Below are 21,425 nucleotides of genomic sequence, written 5' to 3'. Positions count from 1 at the left end.
TGGTCAATGTCAGCCAAAGATTGCGGCCTGATCGCCGAAGTAGACGGCCGCGTCTTCACGCCGAAAGCTCAGTCGTAAGAACTTTGGCGGTGAAATAGGCCAGTCTCATCAACTCTGACCTGACCTGGGCGAGCCCTATGGCACAGGGTCCTGTAAGTCCTTGATTTCAAGGATGCGACAGAGCAACTACTCTGGCGCCCTACTGTTGCAAGCATTCGTCGTTACCTCCTCAACTTTGGGGAATGTGCTTAGCGCGTGCCGCTTACCCGCCTGGAGACGCCGCATTTGCCGTGTGGTGTCCGACAGGGAGAACTATTGACGGGGTGCCTTCAGCACCTGCGAGAAGTACAAGCATCCTGCATGGAGACGCAAGAAATATGTGCAACGGAGAAAGTCCAGCTTTCTCTTCAAGCATCTAGTAGAAAATCCAGGGAATCACCAAACATGACCTCTGGCAAGTGGAAGAATTTGCTGGACTACTATTGATTTGCTTGCACCATGCGTCCAGTCATCTTTAATTCCCCTCAGTCCCGTAGGGCGCCACAGTAATTGCTATGGCGCATTCTAGAAATCAAGGACTTGCAAGACCTCGTGCCATAGGCCTGGCCCGGATCAGGTCAGAGTTGATGAGACTGGCCTACCTCGCTGCCAAAGTTTTTGCAACTGGATTTCCGGCGTGAAGACTCTGCCGTTCATTTTGACGATCAGGGCGCAATCTTTGCCTGACTTAGACCAACTTGCCCCGACGAAAGCGGGGGCGGTTCACTCCCTTGGCAAATTTTCAGCACCTTTTCGGGGGTAAGTCACCCCTTGCCTTGAGTGAGATCGGTGATCCTGGGCCGTTCTATGAGGTCGATTTTTTTGTCATGCCGACTTAGACGGCGGCGCTCGAGTTTTTCAACACAATACTGCGAGAGCCGACATCTGCCCTGGGCAAAGGCTTGCGCGCTCTTGCAGCAATGACGCAAGGTCGGTGCTGATCGATAGGCATTCTCGGTAGACCTTCTCCGCTTCGGCCCACTTGCCGTGCGCCTGCGCTTTCGCGCCAACGATGGCGAGCGAAACTGACACGCCGCGTTGCGCTTGGGGCGTGCCGAACTGCGTCGCCAAGCCGCGACCGATTACAAAGCCTTCTCGACCGTCCACAGCTGCGGCCAAGTCGTCTACCTTACTGATTCGATCCAGTGGAATGTTCTGGGCCGCAGCGGTCAGAGCCCCGCTGCTGGTGAAGGTGCTCCGCAGCATCTCGGTGTCGATGAGGCCCGGGACAACCACTTTGGCGGTGATCCTCATGTGGGCCGCTTCACGGGCGAACGCCTTGGCATAGCTCATCACCGCCGACTTGGCACCGACGTAGGCGGCGCTGGTGCGTGGTGGACTTCCCTTGCCAATCGAGTGCGCATGTCTACCGAATCGAAACCGAGATCGGCGGCACTCTGTGGAAATCACCAATCAAATGTCCCATCAATAAGACTTGAATGTTCTATTGACGGGACATTCTGGCTACATCACGATAGCGACATGGACACACAACTGCCCCTGCCCAAGTACCACCAGATCTACTTGGTGTTGCGCCAACAGTTGCGCGATGGTCAGTTTGAAACCGGCTTGCCGGGGGAGCTGGCCTTGATGGAACAGTTCAGCGTGGCTCGTGTCACGGTGCGACGGGCATTGCTGCAACTGGCAGCAGAAGGTTTGATCTTGCGTGAGCCTGGGCGTGGCACTCGACCTGTCGTGGCCCACGGGCAGGAGGCCCACATGCAGGCCTCGACCCTGGCTTCGGGCAAGCAGGTGCGTTTGACGGGGCTGCTGGAAAATCTGGTGGCGATGGGCATGCGCACCAAGGTCAAGGTGCTGTCGGTGGAGCGCATGCGGGCTCCGGCGGATGTGACCGAGGCTCTGAGGCTGCAGCGCGGCGACCTGGTGCAGAAAGCCGCGCGCGTGCGCAGCACCTCCGATGGGCCTTTGTCGCACATCACCACCTGGGTACCCGACGCGATTTCATCAAGCTTCGGCAAGCGCGAGCTGGCACAAAAACCCATTCTGGTGCTGCTGGAAGAGTCGGGCGTGAAGGTGGGTAGGGCCGAGCAGACCATTTCGGCGCGCCTGGCCGATGTCAGCATGGCCCGGCACCTCGATGTATCCGTCGGATCGGCCTTGCTGGCGGTGCGGCGTTTAATTTACGACGAGGACGAACGTCCCGTCCAATGGCTGCATGGGCTGTACCGACCAGACCGGTACGAGTACCAGATGCAGTTATCCCGTGTTGGCGACATTGACGCCAAAGTGTGGGTAAGCCGAGAGCTGTCTGCCAACTTTCATTGACTTTCATAAAGGATGTACCGATGACCACACGTCGCAACTTCATGAGCCAGTCCGCTGCCGCGGCCTCGGCACTCGCGTTCCCTCTGGTCGCCGGGGCACAGCCCAGGCCTATCAAGATTGGTGTGTTGCACCCTGTCACGGGGGCCCTAGCCTATTCGGGTCAGCAGTGTCGCCTGGGCGCGATGCTGGCCATCGAGGACATCAACAACGCGGGCGGCATCAAGTCGCTCGGCGGCGCCAAGATCGAAGCCATGCTGGGCGACGCGCAGTCGAACCCGCAAGCCGGCACAGCCGAGATCGAGAAGATGAACGAAGCCGGCGTGAGTGCCGTGGTGGGCGCCTTTGCGTCGGCCATCTGCCTGGCCACCACGCAGGCGGCCGCCAAGTACAACCTGCCGCATGTGGTGGACGTGGGCGTGGCCGACCAGATCGTCGAGCGCGGCCTGAAAAACACCTTCCGCTTCGGCCCGGGCTACAAGATGTGTGCGCAGACGGCCGTGGCCAGCCTGCACGCGCTGAACACCGCCGCAGGCAAGCCCGCGCGCACCGTGATGATCGTGCACGAAGAGTCGCTGTTCGGCACCGGCACCGCCAACCTGCTGGCTTCCGAGCTGCCAGGTTATGGCTACGAAGTGAAAGAGATCATCAAGCACGCCAACCCCACGCGCGACTTCAACAACATCGCGCTGCGCATCCGGCAGGTCAATCCCGACATCCTGATCCCGGCCAACTACTACAACGAATACGCCTTGCTGGTGCGCACACTGCAGCAGCAAAAGATCACGCCCAAGGCGATCTATTCGGTGCTCGGAGGCGCTGCGTCGAGCTACAAGTTCGTCAAGGAATTTCCGGACGCGGCCAACGGCATCATCGACTGCAACCACTGGTTCAACCCGAAAGACAAGCGCTCGGCCGACCTGCGCAAGCGCGTTGAAGCGCAGGGCCAGTTCTTCAGCTACGAGGTGTTCATGACCTACACGGCCATGAAGCTGCTGGCCGATGCCATCGAGCGCGCCAAGTCGTCCGATCGCGCCGCCATCATCGACGCACTGACCGCCAGCAAGTTCTCCGACCACATCATGCCGTACGGCCCGACGCAGTTCGTCAATGGTCAGAACACGGGCGCGCGTCCGTTGATGACGCAGGTTCAGAAGGGCGACATCAAGGTCATCGTGCCGCGCGAGTTCCGCGAAGTGGAACCGATCTTCCCGCTCAAGGCCTGATCGCCAGGGCCCCCCGATGCTCGACATGAACATCCTGTTTCCGTCGGTGCTCAACGGCATCACCACCGGTGCCGTGTATGCGCTGATTGCGCTGGGTTTGACGTTGATTTACGGCGTGCTGCACATCATCAATTTCGCGCACGGCGCGGCCTTGATGGTGGCGCTGTATGGCGTGTACATGCTCAAGGAAAAGCTCGGGGTGGACCCCTACCTCGCCCTGCCGATCATGGTGCCCGCCATGTTCGTGCTCGGCTACGCGCTGCAACGCGGCGTGATCAACCGCGCCAGCCACGGCCGGGATGAGAACATCCTGCTGGTCACACTGGGCGTGTCCATCGTGCTGGAGAACCTGGCCCTGCTGTTCTTCAAGTCGGACACCCGCACCATCGAGACCGCATACACGCTGACGACGGTGGAGATTGGCCCCGCGTTCCTCGCGCTGCCCAAGCTGGTGGCGTTTGGTGGCGCGCTGGTGGTGTCGGCGGTGTTGCTGCTGATCGTTCAGAAAACCGATCTGGGTCGCGCCATCCGCGCGGTGTCCAAGGAGAAGCAGGGCGCGCGCCTCATGGGCATCGACGTCGACCATGTGTACGCCATGTGTTTTGGTCTGGGGCTGGCCAGTCTGGGCGCCGCGGCCTGTTTCCTCATACCGGCTTACTACGTCAACCCGACGGTCGGCAACGGTTTTGTGCTGGTGGCCTTCACCATCGTGGTGCTGGGCGGAATGGGCAGTTTTGCCGGCGCCCTGCTCGGTGGGCTGCTGATCGGTGTGGTGGAGTCGGTCGGCGGCTTGCTGCTCGGCGAGTCGCTGGGCCAGGTCGGCATTTTTGTCCTCTTCATTGCGGTGCTCATGCTCAGGCCCCAAGGACTTTTTGGAGCCAAGGCATGAAAGACGTTCGCAACATTGCGCTGTTCGTGCTGCTGGTCGGCGCGGTGCCTTTCTTCACCGAGTCGGGCGTGATCCTCAACTTCGTCATGACCGCGCTTTACGCCTGCCTGCTTTCTCAAGCCTGGAACGTGCTGGGTGGTTTTGGTGGCCAGTTCTCGTTTGGCCATGCGTTGTTCTTCGGTACAGGTGCCTATGTGCAGGCCATCGCCCAGATGCAGTGGGGCCTGAGCCCCTGGGTGGCCCTGCCGCTGGCCATGGCGTTTGCCGCCGCAGTGGGCGCCTTTGTGGGCGCAGCGTCGTTTCGCTATGGCCTCAAGGGGTCGTATTTCGCACTGGTCACACTGGCCTTCGCCGAGGTATTCCGCATCCTGGCCACCTCGGTTCCGTTCACCGGCGCGGGCGTAGGTCTGATGCTGCCGCTCAACGCTTCCACCGCCAACATGCAGTTCGTGAACCGCTCGGGTTTCATCTGGCTCATGCTGGCGCTGGTCACCCTTGCGCTGTGCATCACCGCCTGGCTGCGCCATTCCCGTTTTGGCGCTTATCTGCAGGCGGTGCGCGACAACGAAGACGCCGCGCGCGCCATCGGCGTGAACCCGTTCAGCGTGAAGCTGGTGGCCACCATCATCTCGGGCGGCCTCATGGGCGCAGGCGGCGCGTTTTATGTGCAGGTGTTCCAGTACATCGATCCGTCGATTGCATTTGGGTCACACACCTCGGTCGAGGCGCTGGTGGGCGCCATCGTGGGTGGTCTGGGCACGCTGTGGGGTCCGCTCTTGGGCGCCGTGGGTCTGCACATCCTGGCCGACCTCACGCGCAACCTGTTTGGTCAGCTGCCGGGCATCAACATGGTCATTTACGGCGTGGTGCTGATCGTCATCGTGATGTTCCTGCCGCGCGGCATTGCCGGCTTGGGCACCTTCACGCCCCTGCAGTGGCTGCGTGGCCGCAAATCTTCTGGCGGTGACCGGTCATGAGCGCCTTGCTGCAGATCGACGGTGTCGGCAAATCCTTTGGCGGCCTCAAGGCGGTGCAGAACGTCAGCCTGTCGGTGACCGAGGGGCGCCTGAGTGCCCTCATCGGCCCCAACGGGGCGGGCAAGACCACGCTGTTTGCGCTGATGTCGGGCTTCATCAAACCCGACACCGGGCGCGTGAGTTTTGCCGGGCGCGACATCACCGGCCAGGCACCGCACCTCAATGCCCGCATGGGCATGACGCGCACGTTCCAGATCGTTCAGCCCTTTGCCGCGCAAACCGTGCGTGAAAACATTGCCGTGGGTGCGCACCTGCACGTGCCGGGACGGGCGCAGGCGCTGGCGCAGGCCGAGTCGGTGGCGCAGCAGGTGGGTCTCACCGCCCAGCTCGACAAACTGGCCAGCGACCTCACCGTGGCCGGGCGCAAGCGGCTGGAGCTCGCGCGTGCCCTGGCCACCCGGCCGCGCCTGTTGTTGCTCGACGAGGTGCTGGCGGGCCTGAACCCGCAAGAGATTGCCGAGATGATCCCGGTGGTGCAGGGCATCGCGCAGAGCGGTGTCACGGTGCTCATGATCGAACACGTCATGCAGGCCGTGATGAGCCTGGCACAAGAGGTGTGGGTGCTGGCACAGGGGCAGCTCATTGCGCACGGCACGCCCGCCGAAGTGACGAACAACCCCGCGGTGGTGGAGGCCTACCTGGGCCACGGCACGGCCGAGCGTTTGCAAAAAAGTGTGGCCAGTGCAACAGCCCACAAGGAAGCCCAGGCATGACCGCTTTGTTGAATGTGCAGGGGCTCAAGTCGGGCTACGGTGCGATCGAAGTCCTGCGCGGTGTGGACCTGCATGTGATGCCCGGCGAGACCGTGGCCCTGCTGGGCAGCAACGGCGCCGGCAAGACCACGCTCAACCTCACCCTCAGCGGCCTGGTGAACACCCGGGCTGGACGGGTGCAGTTCGACGGCAACGACATCACCGGCCTGCACTACCAGAAGGTGGTCACGCACGGCCTGATCCAGGTGCCCGAGGGTCGCAAGGTGTTTCCCAACCTCAGCGTGCACGAAAACCTGGAGCTGGGCGCGTTCACCCGCGGCCGCGAGCGCCGCGTGCAGAACCTGGAGAAGGTGTACGACACCTTCCCCCGCCTGAAAGAACGGGTGGCCCAGCTGGCCGGCACGCTCAGCGGAGGCGAGCAGCAGATGCTGGCCATCGGTCGGGGCCTCATGGCCGAGCCGCGTTTGCTGATCCTCGACGAGCCTTCGCTGGGTCTGTCGCCGCTGCTTGTCGAAGAAATGTTCGGCCTGATCTCGCAGCTGCGCAGCGGTGGCCTGGCGGTGTTGCTGGTCGAGCAGAACGTGGGGCAGTCGCTCGACATCGCCGACCGCGCCTACGTGATGGAGAACGGCCACATCCGCTTCACCGGCACCCCGGCCGAGCTGCTGGCCAGCGACACCTTGCGCAAAGCCTATCTGGGCATGTGAGGCGCCATGAGCATGCCCAACCTGCCGCCTCAGACCCTGGCCCAAAAACTCATCGCCCGTGCCGCCGGCCGCAGCCAGGTCTCCGTGGGTGAGGTGGTCACCTGCGAGGTGGATCTCGCCATGTTCCACGACTCGTCCGGCCCGCGGCGACTCAAGCCCATGCTCGACGAGCTCGGCGCCTCCATCTGGGACACGAACAAGGTGGTGCTGGTGCTCGACCACTACGTGCCGGCGAAGGACGCCGACGCGCAGAAGATCGTGCAGTTCACGCGCGACACCGCCCGCCAGTGGAAGCTGCCCCACGTGATCGACAGTGAAGGCATCTGCCATGTGGTGCTGCCCGAGCGCGGCCACCTGCGCCCCGGCATGTTCGGCGTGGGCGGTGACTCGCATTCGCCCACCGGGGGTGCGTTTGGCAGCTACATGTTCGGCATCGGCGCCACCGAGATGTTGGGTGTGTGCGTGACGGGTCAGATCTGGGTGCAGGTGCCGCGCACCTTGCGCATGCACTGGTCGGGCCGCTTGCAGCCGGGTGTGGCGGCCAAGGACATGATGCTGCACACCATTGCCCGCCTGGGCATGAACGGCGGCCAGTACCAGGCAGTGGAGTTTGCCGGCAGCGGCGTGCAAGCCTTGTCCATGGCCGAGCGCATGACCCTGTCCAACATGAGCGCCGAGCTGGGCGCGCAGGCCGGCCTGATCGCCGCCGACGACACCACCCGGGACTGGCTGCAGTCGGTGGGTGTGCCGGCGGCGCAACTGGAAGGCGCTGAGCAATGGTTCACCGACGAAGACGCGGCGTTCGAGCAGCACGGCTTTGACGCCTCGGCACTGAGCCCGCAGGTGGCCGCGCCGCACAGCCCGGCCAACACCCGAGACGTGGCCGAGTTTGCCGACGTGAAACCCGGCATCGCTTACATCGGCGCCTGCACCGGTGCCAAGCTGCAAGACCTGCGGGCCGCGGCCTCGGTGCTCCAGGGCCGGCGCGTGGCCGCCGGCGTTCAACTGCTGGTGGCGCCGGCCAGCGCGCGCGAACAAGCGCAGGCCGAGACCGAGGGTGTGATGCAGGTCTTGCTGGACGCCGGGGCGACCTTGCTGCCCAACAGCTGCGGCGCGTGCGCGGGTTACGGCGCCACGTTTCCCGAAGGCGCCACCGTCATCTCCAGCACGGCCCGCAACTTCAAGGGCCGCATGGGTCCGGCCAGCGTCAACGTGTACCTCGCTTCGCCCTACACCGTGGCGGCCTCAGCCTTGCGCGGGTACATCAGCGACGCGCGCGAGGTGTTGGCATGACCCGGCGCGCTGTCGAGCACGCCCGCGCCTGGCGCCTGGGTGCCGACGTGGACACCGATGCCCTGGCACCGGGCGCCTACATGAAACACGGGCTGGACGTGATCGGCCTGCACTGCCTCGAAGCCTTGCGACCCGACTTTGCAGCCGGCGTGCGCCCGGGCGATGTGCTGGTGGCGGGCGCCAATTTCGGCATCGGCTCGTCGCGCGAGCAGGCCGCCGGCGTGCTGCGCCACCTGGGCCTGGCCGCGGTGATCGCGCCGTCTTACAGCGGCCTCTACTTTCGCAACGCCTTCAACCTGGGTTTGTTGCTGCTCACCTGCCCGCAGGCGGGCGAGATCGACGAGGGCGAGCGCATCGCGCTGCAAATGGGCGGTGCCACGCCCGAGGTGGTGCGCGCCAACGGCCAGCGCCTCGCCTGCCACGCAATCCCGGATTTTTTGATCGACATGGTCGATGCGGGCGGTTTGCTGCCCGTGCTCAAACAACGCATGCAAGGATGAACCCGATGGTTTCAGATTCAACAAGCCCGGCCGCAATGGACCCGGTCACGCTGGCCGTGTTGCGCGGCCGGCTGGAACAGATCGCCGACGAGATGGACGCCACGCTCTACCGCAGCGCGTTCAACCCCATCATTGCCGAGGCCCACGACGCCTGCCACGGCCTCTACGACGCGCTCACCGGCGACACGCTGATCCAGGGCAAGTCGGGCCTGCCGGTGTTTGTGGGTGCCATGGCCTTTGCCGTGCGCGCGGCCATGCGCGTGGCCGCGGAGCGCGGCGGCATGCAGCCGGGCGATGTGTGGCTGTTCAACGATCCCTACGAAGGCGGCACCCACGCCAACGACTTCAAGCTGGTGCGACCCTGCTTCCGCAACGGGCAGCTGTTCTGTTTTCTCGCGTCGGCCGCGCACTGGCACGACGTGGGCGGCGCGGTGCCCGGCAACTACAACCCGGCGGCCACCGAGTGCTGGCAGGAGGCGGTGCAGATTCCCCCGGTGCGCATCCTGCGCAACGGCGTGCTCGACGACGACGTGCTCGCCATCCTGAGGGCCAACACCCGCCTGCCCGACAGCCTGTGGGGCGACCTGAACGGACAGCTGGCCGCGCTGGAGCTCGGTGCGCGCCGGCTCGACGGTTTGCTCGACGAGTACACCGAAGCCAAAGTGGCGCAGGCCCTGGTGGAGCTGCGCACCCGCGCCGTGCGCCTGATGCGCTCGCACATCGCCAGCCTGCCCGATGGCAGCTACAGCTTCGAAGACGTGCTGGACAACGATGGCGTGAAAGACGAGCTGCTGACCATCGCACTCGACATGACCGTGGCCGGTGACCGACTCACGCTGGACTTCTCGCGCACCTCGCCGCAATGCGCCGGGCCGGTGAACATTTCGCGTGCCACGGCAGTGGCCGCTTGTTATGTGGCCTTGAAGCACATCTTCCCTGACGTGCCGGCCAACGCAGGCGTGCTCGACGCGGTGGACTTCGTCATGCCCGACGGTCTGGTGATCAGCGCAGCGCGTCCGCGCCCGGTGGGGGGCTACACCGAAACCATCCTGCGCATGATCGACGTGATCTTCAGCGCCACCGCGCTGGCCGACCCGCAGCGCGCTGTGGCCCACGCTTACGGCACCATCAACGCCCTGTCGATTGCCGGGCACCGCACCGACGACAAGCGCAAGGGACAGCGCTGGGTGATGTTCAGCTTCTTCGGCGGCGGCCACGGCGGCCATTCGGACGGCGACGGCCTGTCGCACGGCAACGCGCCCATCTCCACCGCGACGATTCCGCCGCTGGAAATTCTGGAGGCGGCCTACCCGGTGCGCTTCACGCAGTGGGCCCTGCGCGCGGGCTCGGGTGGCGATGGCGAGCACCGCGGTGGCCTGGGTGCGATCTACGAAATCGAACTGCTGGAAGACAGCGCCGAGGCCTTCATCTTTGGCGAGCGCGGCAAGTCCGCGCCAAAGGGCATCCATGGCGGTCAGCCCGCCATGCCCAACGTGTTCGAGTACCGCCAGAACGGCGAATGGAAGACCCCGCCCATGGTGTCCAAGATGCTGGGCATCCAGCTCAAGAAGGGTGACCGTGTGCGCCTGCAAACCCCCGGTGGCGGGGGTTGGGGAACGCCAGCCAACCGATCGATCGACGACCGCCAGCGCGACGCAGCGCTGGGCTACACGAAGGAACAGGCATGAGCGAGTCCACAATGAACCAGCCGCATTGGGTGGTCGGCGTTGACGTCGGCGGCACCTTCACCGACCTGTTCGTGCTGGATGAAAAAACCGGTCAGGCGCGCATTGTCAAAGTGCCGTCGACGCGGGGCGAAGAAGCCCGCGGTTTCATGAACGGCATTGCCCAGGTCACGGGCACCACCGGCGCACAAGGCGCCAAAGACATCGCCACCATCGTGCACGGCACGACCGTGGGCACCAATGCGCTGCTGGAGCGCAAGGTGGCGCGCACCGGCATCATCACCACGCGCGGTTTCCGCGACGTGCTGGAAATGCGCCGCCGCGACCGCCCGCAGACCTGGGGCCTGCGCGGCAGCTACACGCCGGTGGTGCCACGCGCCTGGCGCCTGGAGGTGGACGAACGCGTGCTGGCCGACGGCCAGCTGCACACCACCGTGGACCTGGAGCAGGTGCGCGCCCAAGCGCGCGCGCTGCTCGCCGAAGGCTGCGAGGCGGTGTGTGTGTTCTTCATCAACGCCTACGCCAACCCGTCGAACGAACAGGCGGCGGTGGCCGCCGTGCGCGAGATCTGGCCCAACAACTGCGTGACCGCCGCCAGCGAAGTGCTGCCGGAGATTCGCGAGTTCGAGCGCTGCTCGACCGCCACCTTGAACGCGGCCCTGCAACCGGTGGTGGGCAGCTATTTGCAGCGCCTGGACGGTGACCTGCGGGCGCAGGGCTTCGGCGGTGAACTGCTGATCGTGCAGAGCAACGGTGGCGTGATGTCGCGCCAGACCGCTTGCGATGTGCCGGTACGCACCGCGCTCTCGGGCCCGGCGGCCGGTGTGATGGCCTGCGCCGAAATCGCCCGCGCTTCGGGCTTTGCCAACGTGATCACCGGCGACATCGGTGGCACTTCATTCGACGTGTCCCTGGTCGCCGCGGGCGAAGCCGCGCTGGCCGCGCAGACGTCGATCGAATTCGGCCTGGTGGTGCGCTCGCCCATGATCCAGATCGAGACCATCGGCGCCGGTGGTGGCTCGATCGCCTCGGTCGATGCGGGCGGCATGCTGCAGGTCGGCCCCGAGTCGGCGGGCAGCATCCCGGGCCCCGCCTGCTATGGGCGCGGCAACACACGCCCCACCGTGACCGACGCCAACGTGCTGCTCGGCCGCATTGCCGCCGACCGGCCGCTCGGTGGCGGTCTGTTGCAGGCGCTGAACTCGGGTCTCTCGGAGCAGGCGATCCAGCAGCACGTGGCCGAGCCCCTGGGGCTGACGGCGCTGGCGGCTGCAGAGGCCATCCTCACGGTGGCCAACGCGCGCATGGCGGGTGCCATCCGCGTGGTGTCGATCGAGCGCGGCCACGACCCGCGCCAGTTCGCCTACATGCCGTTTGGTGGCGGTGGCGGCCTGCATGTGTGCGCCATGATGCGCGAGGTGGGTGTGACCACCGGCATCGTGCCGCGTTACCCCGGCGTCACCTCGGCGCTGGGCTGCGTGATGGCCGACATGCGCCACGACGCGGTGCAGACCTTGAACGTGGGCCTGGCCGACGTGGCCTGGCCCGCGCTGCTGCAGCGCGTGGACGACCTTGCCGATGCCTGCCAGGTGCGCCTGGATTCGGCCGGCGTGCACTTTGTGCGCGTGGACGAGGTGATCAGTTTCGACATGCTCTACATGGGCCAGACCCACACCCTGCAGGTGCCGGTGCAGCGCGAGCAGTTGAACGCGGCGGGCTTGCTGGCCGCGTTCGAGACGGCGTACCAGCACGCCTTTGGCCGCATCCTGCAGGGCCCGGTGATCCGGGTGATGAACCTGCGCTACGCGCGCATCGGGCGCCGACCCAAGTTCGACCTGGCCGTGCTCGCACCGCAGGGCGAAGGCCGCACCACGCCGGTGGGCGAACAGCCGGTGTACCACCAGGGCCAGTGGTGGACGGCGCAGCGCTTTGATCGCCTGAGCCTGCCCGTGGGCACCGTGGTGCAGGGCCCGGCGATCCTCGAGCAGCCCGACACCACCGTGTGGCTGGAGCCCGGATTTGAAGGGCGCGTGGACAAGCTCGGCAACCTGCTGGTGGAGCGTGCCGCATGAACCTGCAGAACGCGCGGCTGGGCATGGTCATCGTCGACCTGCAGAACGATTTTCTGGCGCCCGACGGTGCCTACGCACGCGGCAATACATTGAGCGCCGAGGCGGTGCAACTGCCCGCGCGCATGGCCCCGGTGGCGCAAGCCATCAAGGCGCGGGGCGGGCTGGTCACGGCCAGCCTGTTCACGCTCTGGCCCGATGCACAGGGTGAACCCATGATCTCGGCCCACCTCAAGGAGCGCCGCCCCTTCCTCCGCAAGGGCGACTTTGCGCCCGGCAGCCGGGGCCAGGCCAATGTGGACCTGCTGGCTCCGCTGGTGGATGTGTCGGTGTTCAAGGTGGCGTACTCGGCCTTCTTCAACACCCAGCTCGACTGGGTGCTCAAGAAGGCGGGTGTGGACACCCTGGTGATATGCGGCATCGTCACCAACGGCGGCGTGGCCAGCACGGTGCGCGATGCGCATGTGCGCGACTACCACGTGGTCGTGCTGTCCGACGGTTGCGCGGCCTTCAGCGAGACCGCGCACCAGGCGGCCCTGGCCGACATGGCGTCGGTGGCCGAGGTGATGGACAGCGCCACGTTCTTGAAGCAACTGGGTTGAGCGCATGACCACACCGTTGCCGCAAGTCCGCCCGGCCCACGAAATGCAGGCCGACGACCACACACCGGTGGTGATCGTGGGTGCGGGCGCCTGCGGCCTCACGGCCGCGCTGGCCCTGCACCGCCTGGGGGTGGAGTGCGTGGTGCTGGAGCGCGACGCGTTTCCGGCCGGCTCCACCGCATTGTCGTCGGGCTTCATTCCAGCGCCTCTCACGCGGGCGCAGGCCGCGCAGGGCATCCACGACAGCGTGGACCTGTTCGCCAGCGACATCCAGTCCAAGGCGCACGGCGATGCCGCGTCGCATCTGGTGCAGGCCTATGCCAGCCAGATCGGCCCCGCGCTTGATGCGCTGGAAGCGCACCACGGTGTGCCCTGGCAGGTGCTCGACAACTTTCTCTACCCCGGCCACAGCGCGCACCGCATGCACGCCGTGCCGGAGAAAACCGGCGCTGGTTTGATGAGCCGCCTGCAGGCCGCCGCCGACGCCGCCGGGGTGATGCTGCTCACACAGGCGCAGGTGACCGAACTCTGGGCCGACGAAAAACAACGCGTTCACGGCGTGGGTTTCGTGCGGCCCGGCGGCGTGGTGGAGCGCCTGCGTTGCGACGTGGTTCTGCTGGCCTGCAACGGCTTTGGCGGTGCCCCGGCCATGGTGAAGAACCTGCTGCCCGAGATGGCCGAGGCCACCTACGCCGGCCACGCGGGCAACGACGGCAGTGCCTTGCATTGGGGCGAGCAGCTCGGTGCGCGCTCGGCCGACCTGGGCGCTTACCAGGGCCATGGCTCGTGGGCGATGCCGCAAGGCGCGCTGATTTCCTGGGCGCTGATGATGGAGGGCGGCGTGCAGATCAATGCCCGGGGCCAGCGCTTTCACGACGAGACCCAGGGCTACTCGGAGGCGGCGGTGCACGTGCTGGCGCAGCCCGGTGGTGTGGCCTGGAACGTGTTCGACGACACCTTGCTGGCCTTCGCGCAGGGCTTCCCCGACTTTGTGGCCGCGCAGGGCGCGGGCGCGGTGCAACACGCAGCGGACACCGCAGCCTTGGCGCGGATCATCGGTTGTCCGGTGGACGCCTTGCAGGCCACGCTGGATGCCGTGCAGCCCGGGAGCGAACCGCTCACCGGCCGCACCTTCAAACGTGCGCTTCAGGCACCGTTTCATGCGGTCAAGGTCACCGGCGCCTTGTTCCACACCCAAGGCGGCCTCGACGTCGACGCGCAGACTCGGGTGCTGCTTCAGGACGGGACGCCCCTGCCCAATCTGCTGGCCGCTGGCGGCGCGGCGCGTGGCGTGTCAGGAGGCGCGGTCTGGGGCTACTTGTCGGGCAACGGCTTGCTCAGCGCGATCGCGGGCGGTCACATCGCCGCCCACACCGCCGCCCACTGTGTTCAAACCCTTCGACCAAGAGCGGCACCGTGAACCAGCCCCGCACACTGCCTCGACGCCTTCAGCAGCCCAAGGCCTTGCTGGCACCGGGCGTGTACGACGCCCTGACCGCGCTGGTGGCGCAGCAGGCCGGGTTTGAGGCGGTGTACCTGTCGGGCGCGTCCATCGCCTACACCCGACTCGGCCGCTCCGACATTGGCCTGACCACCGCAACCGAAGTGGCCCAGACCCTGGCCCACATCACTGACCGGGTGGACATCCCGGTCATCGTGGACGCCGACACAGGCTTCGGCAACGCGCTCAACACGCAGCGCACGGTGCGCGACTTCGAACGCGCCGGCGCCGCGATGATCCAGATCGAAGACCAGACATTTCCCAAGCGCTGTGGCCACCTGGACGGCAAGGGCGTGGTGCCGGTGGCCGAGATGCAGGGCAAGCTGCGCGCCGCGCTCGATGCGCGGCACGACCCGAACACGCTGATCCTCGCGCGCACCGATGCGGTGGCGGTCGAAGGGCTGGACGCGGCCCTGGAGCGGGCCGAGCGTTATCTCGAGTGCGGGGTGGATGCCTTGTTCATCGAAGCCCTGCGGTCCGATGAACAGATGGACCGCACCTGTGGCCAATTCGCCAGGCGCGTGCCACTGCTGGCCAACATGGTCGAGGGTGGCCAGACACCGGTGCAAAGTGCTGCCGAGCTGGGTGCGCGTGGATTCAGGATCGTGATCTTTCCGGGCGGCACCGCGCGCGCGGTGCTGCACACCTTGCAGGGCTACTACGCCAGCCTGCAGGCGCACCAGACAACGCGGCCCTGGCAAGGAAGGATGCTCGATTTCGATGGTCTGAACGCGGCCATTGAAACCCCGCAGCTGCTGGCGCAGGGCCGACGCTACGAGGATGCGGATCAGCTGACGGGGGAAACTGGCCCGTGACCTGATCCAGGCCGACTCTGGCCACTTGGGGGAGATCACCCGCTGTCGCTGCGCACGTCCACGCAGGAAACATGAAGAACGCCGGAGCGTTTTGCCGGTCGCAAGTAGGGCGCCACAATGCTGCGACCGGAGGTCGCCAGTTGTAGCGACTGCCCTGTTCAGGGTATGACATTCATCAACTGACGCGGGCAGCTGTTGGCCGCCAAGGTCTCGCGAGCGGCGGATGGCTTCGAGCCGGACACCGGTCGAGCCCTTGCCATGCCCTGCGGCCCCCTGTACTTCAAAGTCGATTCGGTAACAGCAACGAACGCACACGAGAGAAGACGCCTTGCACCAACGAGAAGGTCGCAACACCCGCTTACAGCCATCCGGGAGCCTGACGCTCACACCTTGCGGATCGGATTCGCTGGCGTCGACGGTGCCCCACCTCTTTGTCGATGTGTTGACCTGGATCAACGCGCCCGGTGGCCCGGCGTCGCAAAGTGGATGCTCGTCACAGGAGGTGCATCGTGAAATCAAGACAGACATGGGTGATGGTGGGGTTGGCGCTGCTGCTGGGCGCGTGCAGCCATCCCGGTGGTATGGGCTGGGGCTGGGGCGGTGGCCCCGGCACGATGCGCGCCTGGCCGACCATGGTGGGCGATGGTTACGGCTATGGCATGGGCATGGGCATGATGGAATCTCCAGGCGCCATGGTCTGGGGATTGGAGCGGCTTGACCTGAGCGCCGATCAGCGCACGCGCATTGCCGCCATCCAGAACGAACTGCACGAGCGCTCGTGGGCGTCGATGCAGGCGATGCACGCGGGGAGCAGCCCGATGACGACTTGGGCCGAAGAAGGCGCACAGCGTCAGCGCTTCGAGCAGATGAGCGCGCTGCGCCAGCAGATGTTCAACGCCCACCTGGAGGCGCGGAAACGCATTCTGGAGGTGCTGACGCCCCAGCAACGCGAGCGGTTGACGGGCGGCCTCAAGCCGCCGGGGTGATGAACATGTGGGGACACATGGACGGGTGGGGGCCGGGTTGGGGGTGGTTCGCTGTGGGCCACGTGCTCTGGTGGGTGTTGCTGATCGTGGCGCTGATCGCTTTGTTGCGATGGACGATCCCAAGCGGCGGGCTTCGCACCGGGGCTGCGACCGACAACGCACTGGCACTTCTGCGCGAGCGCTTCGCGCGCGGCGAGATCGACGAGAACGAGTACGAGGCGCGCAAGCGCACGCTGACGCGCAAGGATGGCCCGTGAAGATCAAGCTCTGGGACCGATGGGCGTGACCGTCGAGGTCGGCAACGGCTCCATCGCCATGGTCCACGAAACGGTGGTTTGGACCATCCAGAACGGGGCGCGGCGCTGCCCTGCGACCAGGCGACCCGCCAAGTCGATGAGAAAGCGGCCAGCCGCCCGGGCGAAGTGACCGACCTGGAGCACGGATCAGGAGGCTCGCCGACCCCGAGCCTGAAAAGCCTGGCAGGCCAGGCAAACCGTCCGGGACACCGGCGGAAGCCCATGGGTCGCACGCAACATCACGCAGTCCATCTCGCAGTCGCAACAACGCTGTGAGGGCCGAAGGCCCGTCGCATAAACTGCGTCATCCATCGACTGAACTGAAGGGAGCGCGGCTATGTACTTCGTTGATTTTGCTTGCGCGTCAGAGCAATTGCTCTGACGCCCTGCGACGGCCTGTCCACTTTCTGAGCTCCAGCGGTGCGCGGCATGCTCGATTTCAGTTCGTGGTCCACGGTCTTCACCACGCTCTTCAGCCTGATCGTGGTGTCGCTCGTGTTCGTGGGCATCCGCCTGGTGTTCATGCAGACCTTCCAGCGCCGGCGCGAGCGTGAGAACCGCCAGATCAACGAGCGCCTGAAGGTGCTGATTGCGGCCTACAAGACCTTGGGCGGCTCGTTCACCGGCGTGTTGGCGGTGGACCCGGCCCACCTGCGGGATCAGCGCCGCGATGTCGATGCCGATGAAGACGGCGAAACGGCCGCGCTGGCGAGCGCTTCCGAGCGCCGCCGCCGCATCCGCGATGCCGTGGAAGCCGCGTTGTCCGACGTCATCTTGCTGGGCACCGAAGAACAGGTGCGGCTGGCCGCACTGGCTGCCAACGAGATGGTGGCGGGGCGCAATGTCGAGGTGGCTCCACTGGTCATTTCCCTTCGCGATTTCATCCGCCAGGCGCTGGACCTGACGCCGGCACCCGCCGACCTGATCCCGAACCAGGGGCCGCTGCGTGTGAATGCGGGCGGTGCAGGTGCGCGGCGCGGTGGCGGAGCCGAGGCCCGCGGTGGACGGGGTGGTGGCGGGGGCGGCGGGGGCGGCGCGGCGGTGGCCGGCGTTTCGCAGTCGAGCGACGTCTCCTGATCCCGGTCCCTCCCGATCCATGTCAACCCCGATGTCTCGCGCGCCCGCTGTTGAGCGCCTGCCCTTCATCGACGCACTCAAAGCCGTCGGTTCGCAGTTCATCGTGTTGCACCACCTGGCGTTTTACGGCCCCATGTCGGACTGGACGTACCCGCTCGCGCCGGGTCTGGTGGGCTGGTTCAGCCAGCATGCGCGCATGGCGGTGCAGATCTTTCTCGTGGTGGCGGGTTTCCTGGCCGCACGCAGCCTGGCGCCCGACGGTGTTCTGCGCAGCGAACGTCCACTGACCCTGCTCTGGCAGCGTTTTGTGCGGGTCAGCCTGCCGCTGACGGCGGCGCTCTTGCTGGCCATGGTGTGCACCGAAATCGCACGGGTCTGGATGACCCACGACTCGCTGCCGGCGCCGCCCACGCTGTGGCAGTTCGTGGCGCACGCGCTGTTGATCCACAGCCTGCTGGGGGTGGACTCGCTGTCGGCCGGCGTCTGGTACGTGGCCATCGACGTGCAGCTGTTTGCGCTGCTGCTGGGCCTGCTGTGGCTGGGCCGGCGGCTGGGGTGGGTGGCGCCGCTGCTGGTGGTGGCCGTGGTGCTGGCCTCGCTCTTTCACTTCAACCGCGACAGCGGATGGGACAACTGGGCCCTCTACTTTTTCGGTGCCTATGGCCTGGGCGCGCTGGCCTTCTGGTTGAGCCGGGCTCAGGCAGGACGCAGCGCCGCGGTCTGGCTGGCGGCCATGGTGCTGATCACCCTGTTGTCACTCGCGCTGGACTGGCGCACCCGCATTGCGCTCGCGCTGGGTGTGGCGCTGGCGCTGGCCTGGGCGCACCGCAGCGGCTGGCTGTTCACCTGGCCGCGCAGCCGCGCGCTGGCTTACCTGGGCCGCATCTCCTACGGGGTGTTTTTGCTGAACTTCCCGGTGGCGCTGGTCGTGAACGCGTGGTTCACGCGTTACGCCAGCCCCGATGCGTGGACACAGACGCTCGGCGTGCTGGTGGCCTGGCTGGCGTGCAACCTGGCGGGCGCGGCTTTCCACCACGGCGTGGAGCAGCGCCTGGCGGGACTGGGGCGGGCTCGTCGGCCCGCGGTGCCGCTTCAGGCGATGGCGCCGGACGCTGAAGCCACCGGATCGCAGCGCTCGCGCAAATAACGCAGCGCCGCCTCCACCTGGTCGATCAGCACCAGGCAGAGGTCGCCCGGTTGCAGGCGCGCGAGCGCTGTGTCGATGGCCACGAACTCGCCCTGGATGGTGTCGATGCGGGTCGTGCGCGTGGCGCCCTCCAGGCCCTCACGCAGCAGCCCCGTGACTTCGCCCTCGGTGCGGCCACGCTGGCACGCGTCTTCGTACAGGATCACTTCGTCGAACGCCGCGCCCAAAATGCGGGTCTGCTCGCGGATGTCTTCGTCGCGCCGGTCGCCCGCGCCGCTGATGACCACCATGCGGCGCTGCGCCGGCATGGCCTCGGCGGCCGAGACCAGGGCGCGCATGGCGTCCGGGTTGTGGCCGTAGTCGGCGATCACGGTGGCGCCGCGCAACGTCATGAGGTTGAAGCGGCCCGGCACGCTGGCGGGGTCGCTCTGGAAGGTGGCCAGACCCTTGCGAATGCGGGCCCACGGAATGCCCAGGCCCCAGGCCGCGGCCAGCGCGGCCATGGCGTTGTCCACCTGGAAGCCGATGCGGCCGCCCAGGGTCATGGGAATGTCGGCCAGCGCCACTTCGTGGCGGCGTTCGCCTTGCAGGGCAACGATGTTCCCGTCCTCCACCCACACGGCGCGACGGCCCTGCGCGCGGTGCGTGGCCAGCACCGGGTTGTTGCCGTCGCCGCAAAAGAAGATGACTTCGCCGGTGCACACCTCGGCCATGCGGATGCAGTGCGGGTCGGCTGCGTTGAGCACACCGTAGCCGGTGGGCGCCACGTTCTGGATCACCACGCGCTTGAGCACTGCGATGTCTTCCACGGTGGTGATGTAGTTCAGGCCGAGATGGTCGCCCGAGCCGATGTTGGTGACCACGGCCACCTGGCAGCGATCAAACCCCAGGCCTTCGCGCAGCACACCGCCGCGCGCGGTCTCGAACACGGCCGCGTCCACCTCGGGGTGCATCAGCACGTTGCGCGCGCTGCGCGGGCCGGCGCAGTCGCCGCTGTCGGTCTGGCGGCCGTTCACGTACACGCCGTCGGTGTTGGTCATGCCCACGCGGTAGCCCTGCGTGTGCAGCAGGTGTGCGATCAGGCGCGCGGTGGTCGTCTTGCCGTTGGTGCCGGTCACAGCCACCACCGGAATGCGGCCGTTCTGGTTGGGCGCGAACAAATGATCGACGATGGCCTCACCCACCGCGCGCCCCTTGCCGTACGAGGGGCTCAGGTGCATGCGCAGGCCGGGCGCGGCGTTCACCTCCACCACGCCGCCGCTCTGGTCTTCCAGCGGCGTGAGCACGGTCTCGCACACCACGTCCACACCGCACACGTCCAGGCCCACCATGCGGGCCGCGGCCACGGCGCTGGCGGCCACCTCGGGGTGCACGTCGTCGGTCACGTCGGTGGCGGTGCCACCGGTGGAGAGGTTGGCGTTGTTGCGCAGCACCACGCGCTCGCCCTTGGCCGGCACGGTGTCGGGCGTGTGGCCCTGGATCTGCAGGCGCGCCAGCGCGATCTCGTCGATGCGCATGCGCGTGAGCGACGTCCCATGGCCATCGCCGCGCTGCGGATCGGCATTCACCTGGGCCACCAGCTGCGCCACCGTGTGCACACCATCGCCGGTCACCTGCGGCGGGTCGCGCCGCGCCGCGGCAATGAGCCGATCACCCACCACCAGCAGGCGGTAATCGCTGCCGGGCAGGTATTTCTCCACCATCGGCTGCCCGTACTCGGCGGCCACGCGGTAGGCCAGCTCCAGGTGTTCGCGCGAGACGATGTTCACGGTCACGCCCTTGCCCTGGTTGCCGTCGCGCGGCTTCACCACCACCGGCAGGCCGATGTACTGCGCCGCGGCCCAGGCCTCTTCGGCGCTGTCCACCGGCCGACCCAGCGGGACCGGCACGCCGGCGGCGCGCAGCAGGTTCTTGGTGAGGTCCTTGTCCTGCGCGATGCTCTCCGACACCGCGCTGGTGCTGTCCACCTCGGCGGCCCAGATGCGGCGCTGGCGCGAGCCCCAGCCGAACTGCACCAGCGAGCCCTGCGTGAGACGGCGAAACGGGATGCCGCGCGCCACCGCCGCGTTGACGATGGAGCCGGTGGACGGGCCCAGGCGCACGTCTTCGTCGATCTCGCGCAGGCGCGCAATCACGGCCTCCACGTCGAAGGCCTCTCCTGGCTGGGTGCGCACGGCGGCAATGAGCTGCTCGGCGGCCTTGAGGGCCTCGCGCCCCACGGCCTCTTCGGTGTACTCCACCACCACCTGGTAGGTGCCCGTCTCCACGGTCTCGGTGCAACGCGAAAAGCTCACAGGGCAGCCGGCCTGGGCCTGCAAGGCCAGCGCCACCAGCTTGAGCACATTGGCCAGCGAGAGGTCGGCGGCCGGGCGCGGGAAACGGCCGAGCTGCGGAAACTGCGCACGCAGGGCGGCCTCGAACCCAGGCAGGGAGCTCAACGAGCGCTCCTCGGGCGGGCAGTGCACGATGGCTTCGATGGCGGTCTGGCGGGTCCAGAGGTTGGGACCACGCAAGGCACGGATGCGGGAGATGTCCATGGCGGATGTCGGAATTCGGTTGG

19 protein-coding genes are annotated in these 21,425 nt (G+C 66.5%); 17 read left to right on the top strand and 2 right to left on the bottom strand.

What is annotated here, in order from left to right; translation table 11 throughout:
• Positions 1–897 precede the first annotated feature (897 nt).
• Positions 898–1,449 (bottom strand): SDR family oxidoreductase, encoded by a 552-nt coding sequence (locus BSY239_RS20330; protein WP_257784881.1) that lies wholly within the window; start codon positions 1,447–1,449, stop codon positions 898–900.
• A 72-nt stretch (positions 1,450–1,521) separates the two neighbouring features.
• Between BSY239_RS20330 and BSY239_RS20325 the strand changes: the two genes are divergently transcribed.
• The 17 genes from BSY239_RS20325 (at position 1,522) to BSY239_RS20240 (ending at position 18,865) form a co-directional block, all read left to right on the top strand.
• A complete protein-coding gene (locus tag BSY239_RS20325) occupies positions 1,522–2,325 on the top strand; it encodes a GntR family transcriptional regulator (RefSeq protein WP_069048408.1) in 804 nt (267 codons plus the stop codon).
• Between the two features lie 20 nt (positions 2,326–2,345).
• Positions 2,346–3,548, top strand: coding sequence for an ABC transporter substrate-binding protein (locus tag BSY239_RS20320; protein WP_069048407.1), 1,203 nt, complete (start codon positions 2,346–2,348; stop codon positions 3,546–3,548).
• A 16-nt stretch (positions 3,549–3,564) separates the two neighbouring features.
• The gene (locus tag BSY239_RS20315; protein WP_069048406.1) at positions 3,565–4,437 is read left to right on the top strand and encodes a branched-chain amino acid ABC transporter permease; all 873 of its coding nucleotides are present in this window, start codon (positions 3,565–3,567) and stop codon (positions 4,435–4,437) included.
• Positions 4,434–5,414: a branched-chain amino acid ABC transporter permease gene (locus BSY239_RS20310; protein ID WP_069048405.1), complete on the top strand. Its 981-nt coding sequence runs from the start codon at positions 4,434–4,436 to the stop codon at positions 5,412–5,414. The genes BSY239_RS20315 and BSY239_RS20310 overlap by 4 nt, the downstream gene beginning before the upstream one ends.
• Positions 5,411–6,187, top strand: a complete 777-nt coding sequence (locus BSY239_RS20305; protein WP_069048404.1) for an ABC transporter ATP-binding protein — start codon at positions 5,411–5,413, stop codon at positions 6,185–6,187. The genes BSY239_RS20310 and BSY239_RS20305 overlap by 4 nt, the downstream gene beginning before the upstream one ends.
• Positions 6,184–6,894 (top strand): ABC transporter ATP-binding protein, encoded by a 711-nt coding sequence (locus BSY239_RS20300; RefSeq protein WP_069048403.1) that lies wholly within the window; start codon positions 6,184–6,186, stop codon positions 6,892–6,894. Before BSY239_RS20305 ends, BSY239_RS20300 begins: the two co-directional genes overlap by 4 nt.
• 6 nt (positions 6,895–6,900) lie before the next feature.
• Positions 6,901–8,187 (top strand): 3-isopropylmalate dehydratase large subunit, encoded by a 1,287-nt coding sequence (locus tag BSY239_RS20295; RefSeq protein ID WP_069048402.1) that lies wholly within the window; start codon positions 6,901–6,903, stop codon positions 8,185–8,187.
• Positions 8,184–8,687 carry a LeuD/DmdB family oxidoreductase small subunit gene (locus BSY239_RS20290; protein WP_069048401.1) on the top strand — a complete coding sequence of 168 codons (504 nt, stop codon included), beginning with the start codon at positions 8,184–8,186 and terminating at the stop codon, positions 8,685–8,687. Before BSY239_RS20295 ends, BSY239_RS20290 begins: the two co-directional genes overlap by 4 nt.
• Positions 8,688–8,722: 35 nt before the next feature.
• The gene (locus BSY239_RS20285) at positions 8,723–10,375 is read left to right on the top strand and encodes a hydantoinase B/oxoprolinase family protein (RefSeq protein WP_069048400.1); all 1,653 of its coding nucleotides are present in this window, start codon (positions 8,723–8,725) and stop codon (positions 10,373–10,375) included.
• Positions 10,372–12,444: a hydantoinase/oxoprolinase family protein gene (locus tag BSY239_RS20280; protein WP_069048399.1), complete on the top strand. Its 2,073-nt coding sequence runs from the start codon at positions 10,372–10,374 to the stop codon at positions 12,442–12,444. The genes BSY239_RS20285 and BSY239_RS20280 overlap by 4 nt, the downstream gene beginning before the upstream one ends.
• On the top strand, positions 12,441–13,043 hold the full coding sequence (locus BSY239_RS20275) for a cysteine hydrolase family protein (protein WP_069048398.1): 603 nt from the start codon (positions 12,441–12,443) through the stop codon (positions 13,041–13,043). The genes BSY239_RS20280 and BSY239_RS20275 overlap by 4 nt, the downstream gene beginning before the upstream one ends.
• Positions 13,044–13,047: 4 nt before the next feature.
• A complete protein-coding gene (locus BSY239_RS20270) occupies positions 13,048–14,463 on the top strand; it encodes an FAD-dependent oxidoreductase (protein WP_069048397.1) in 1,416 nt (471 codons plus the stop codon).
• Complete coding sequence (locus BSY239_RS20265) at positions 14,460–15,359, top strand: isocitrate lyase/PEP mutase family protein (RefSeq protein WP_172823135.1); 900 nt, start codon at positions 14,460–14,462, stop codon at positions 15,357–15,359. The genes BSY239_RS20270 and BSY239_RS20265 overlap by 4 nt, the downstream gene beginning before the upstream one ends.
• Positions 15,360–15,868: 509 nt before the next feature.
• Positions 15,869–16,345, top strand: a complete 477-nt coding sequence (locus BSY239_RS20260) for a Spy/CpxP family protein refolding chaperone (RefSeq protein ID WP_156775543.1) — start codon at positions 15,869–15,871, stop codon at positions 16,343–16,345.
• Positions 16,345–16,602: an SHOCT domain-containing protein gene (locus tag BSY239_RS20255; RefSeq protein ID WP_083240091.1), complete on the top strand. Its 258-nt coding sequence runs from the start codon at positions 16,345–16,347 to the stop codon at positions 16,600–16,602. Before BSY239_RS20260 ends, BSY239_RS20255 begins: the two co-directional genes overlap by 1 nt.
• Before the next feature lie 459 nt (positions 16,603–17,061).
• Complete coding sequence (locus BSY239_RS20245) at positions 17,062–17,718, top strand: hypothetical protein (RefSeq protein ID WP_069048394.1); 657 nt, start codon at positions 17,062–17,064, stop codon at positions 17,716–17,718.
• 19 nt (positions 17,719–17,737) lie between these two features.
• Positions 17,738–18,865, top strand: a complete 1,128-nt coding sequence (locus tag BSY239_RS20240) for an acyltransferase family protein (RefSeq protein ID WP_216637489.1) — start codon at positions 17,738–17,740, stop codon at positions 18,863–18,865.
• Here BSY239_RS20240 and cphA read toward each other — a convergent pair.
• On the bottom strand, positions 18,811–21,402 hold the full coding sequence (cphA, locus tag BSY239_RS20235) for a cyanophycin synthetase (protein WP_069048392.1): 2,592 nt from the start codon (positions 21,400–21,402) through the stop codon (positions 18,811–18,813). The genes BSY239_RS20240 and cphA overlap by 55 nt on opposite strands.
• Positions 21,403–21,425 lie beyond the last annotated feature (23 nt).

Source organism: Hydrogenophaga sp. RAC07 (assembly GCF_001713375.1).
In the GTDB taxonomy this organism is placed as follows: domain Bacteria; phylum Pseudomonadota; class Gammaproteobacteria; order Burkholderiales; family Burkholderiaceae_C; genus Hydrogenophaga.
This window is presented reverse-complemented; position numbering and strand designations above follow the sequence as displayed.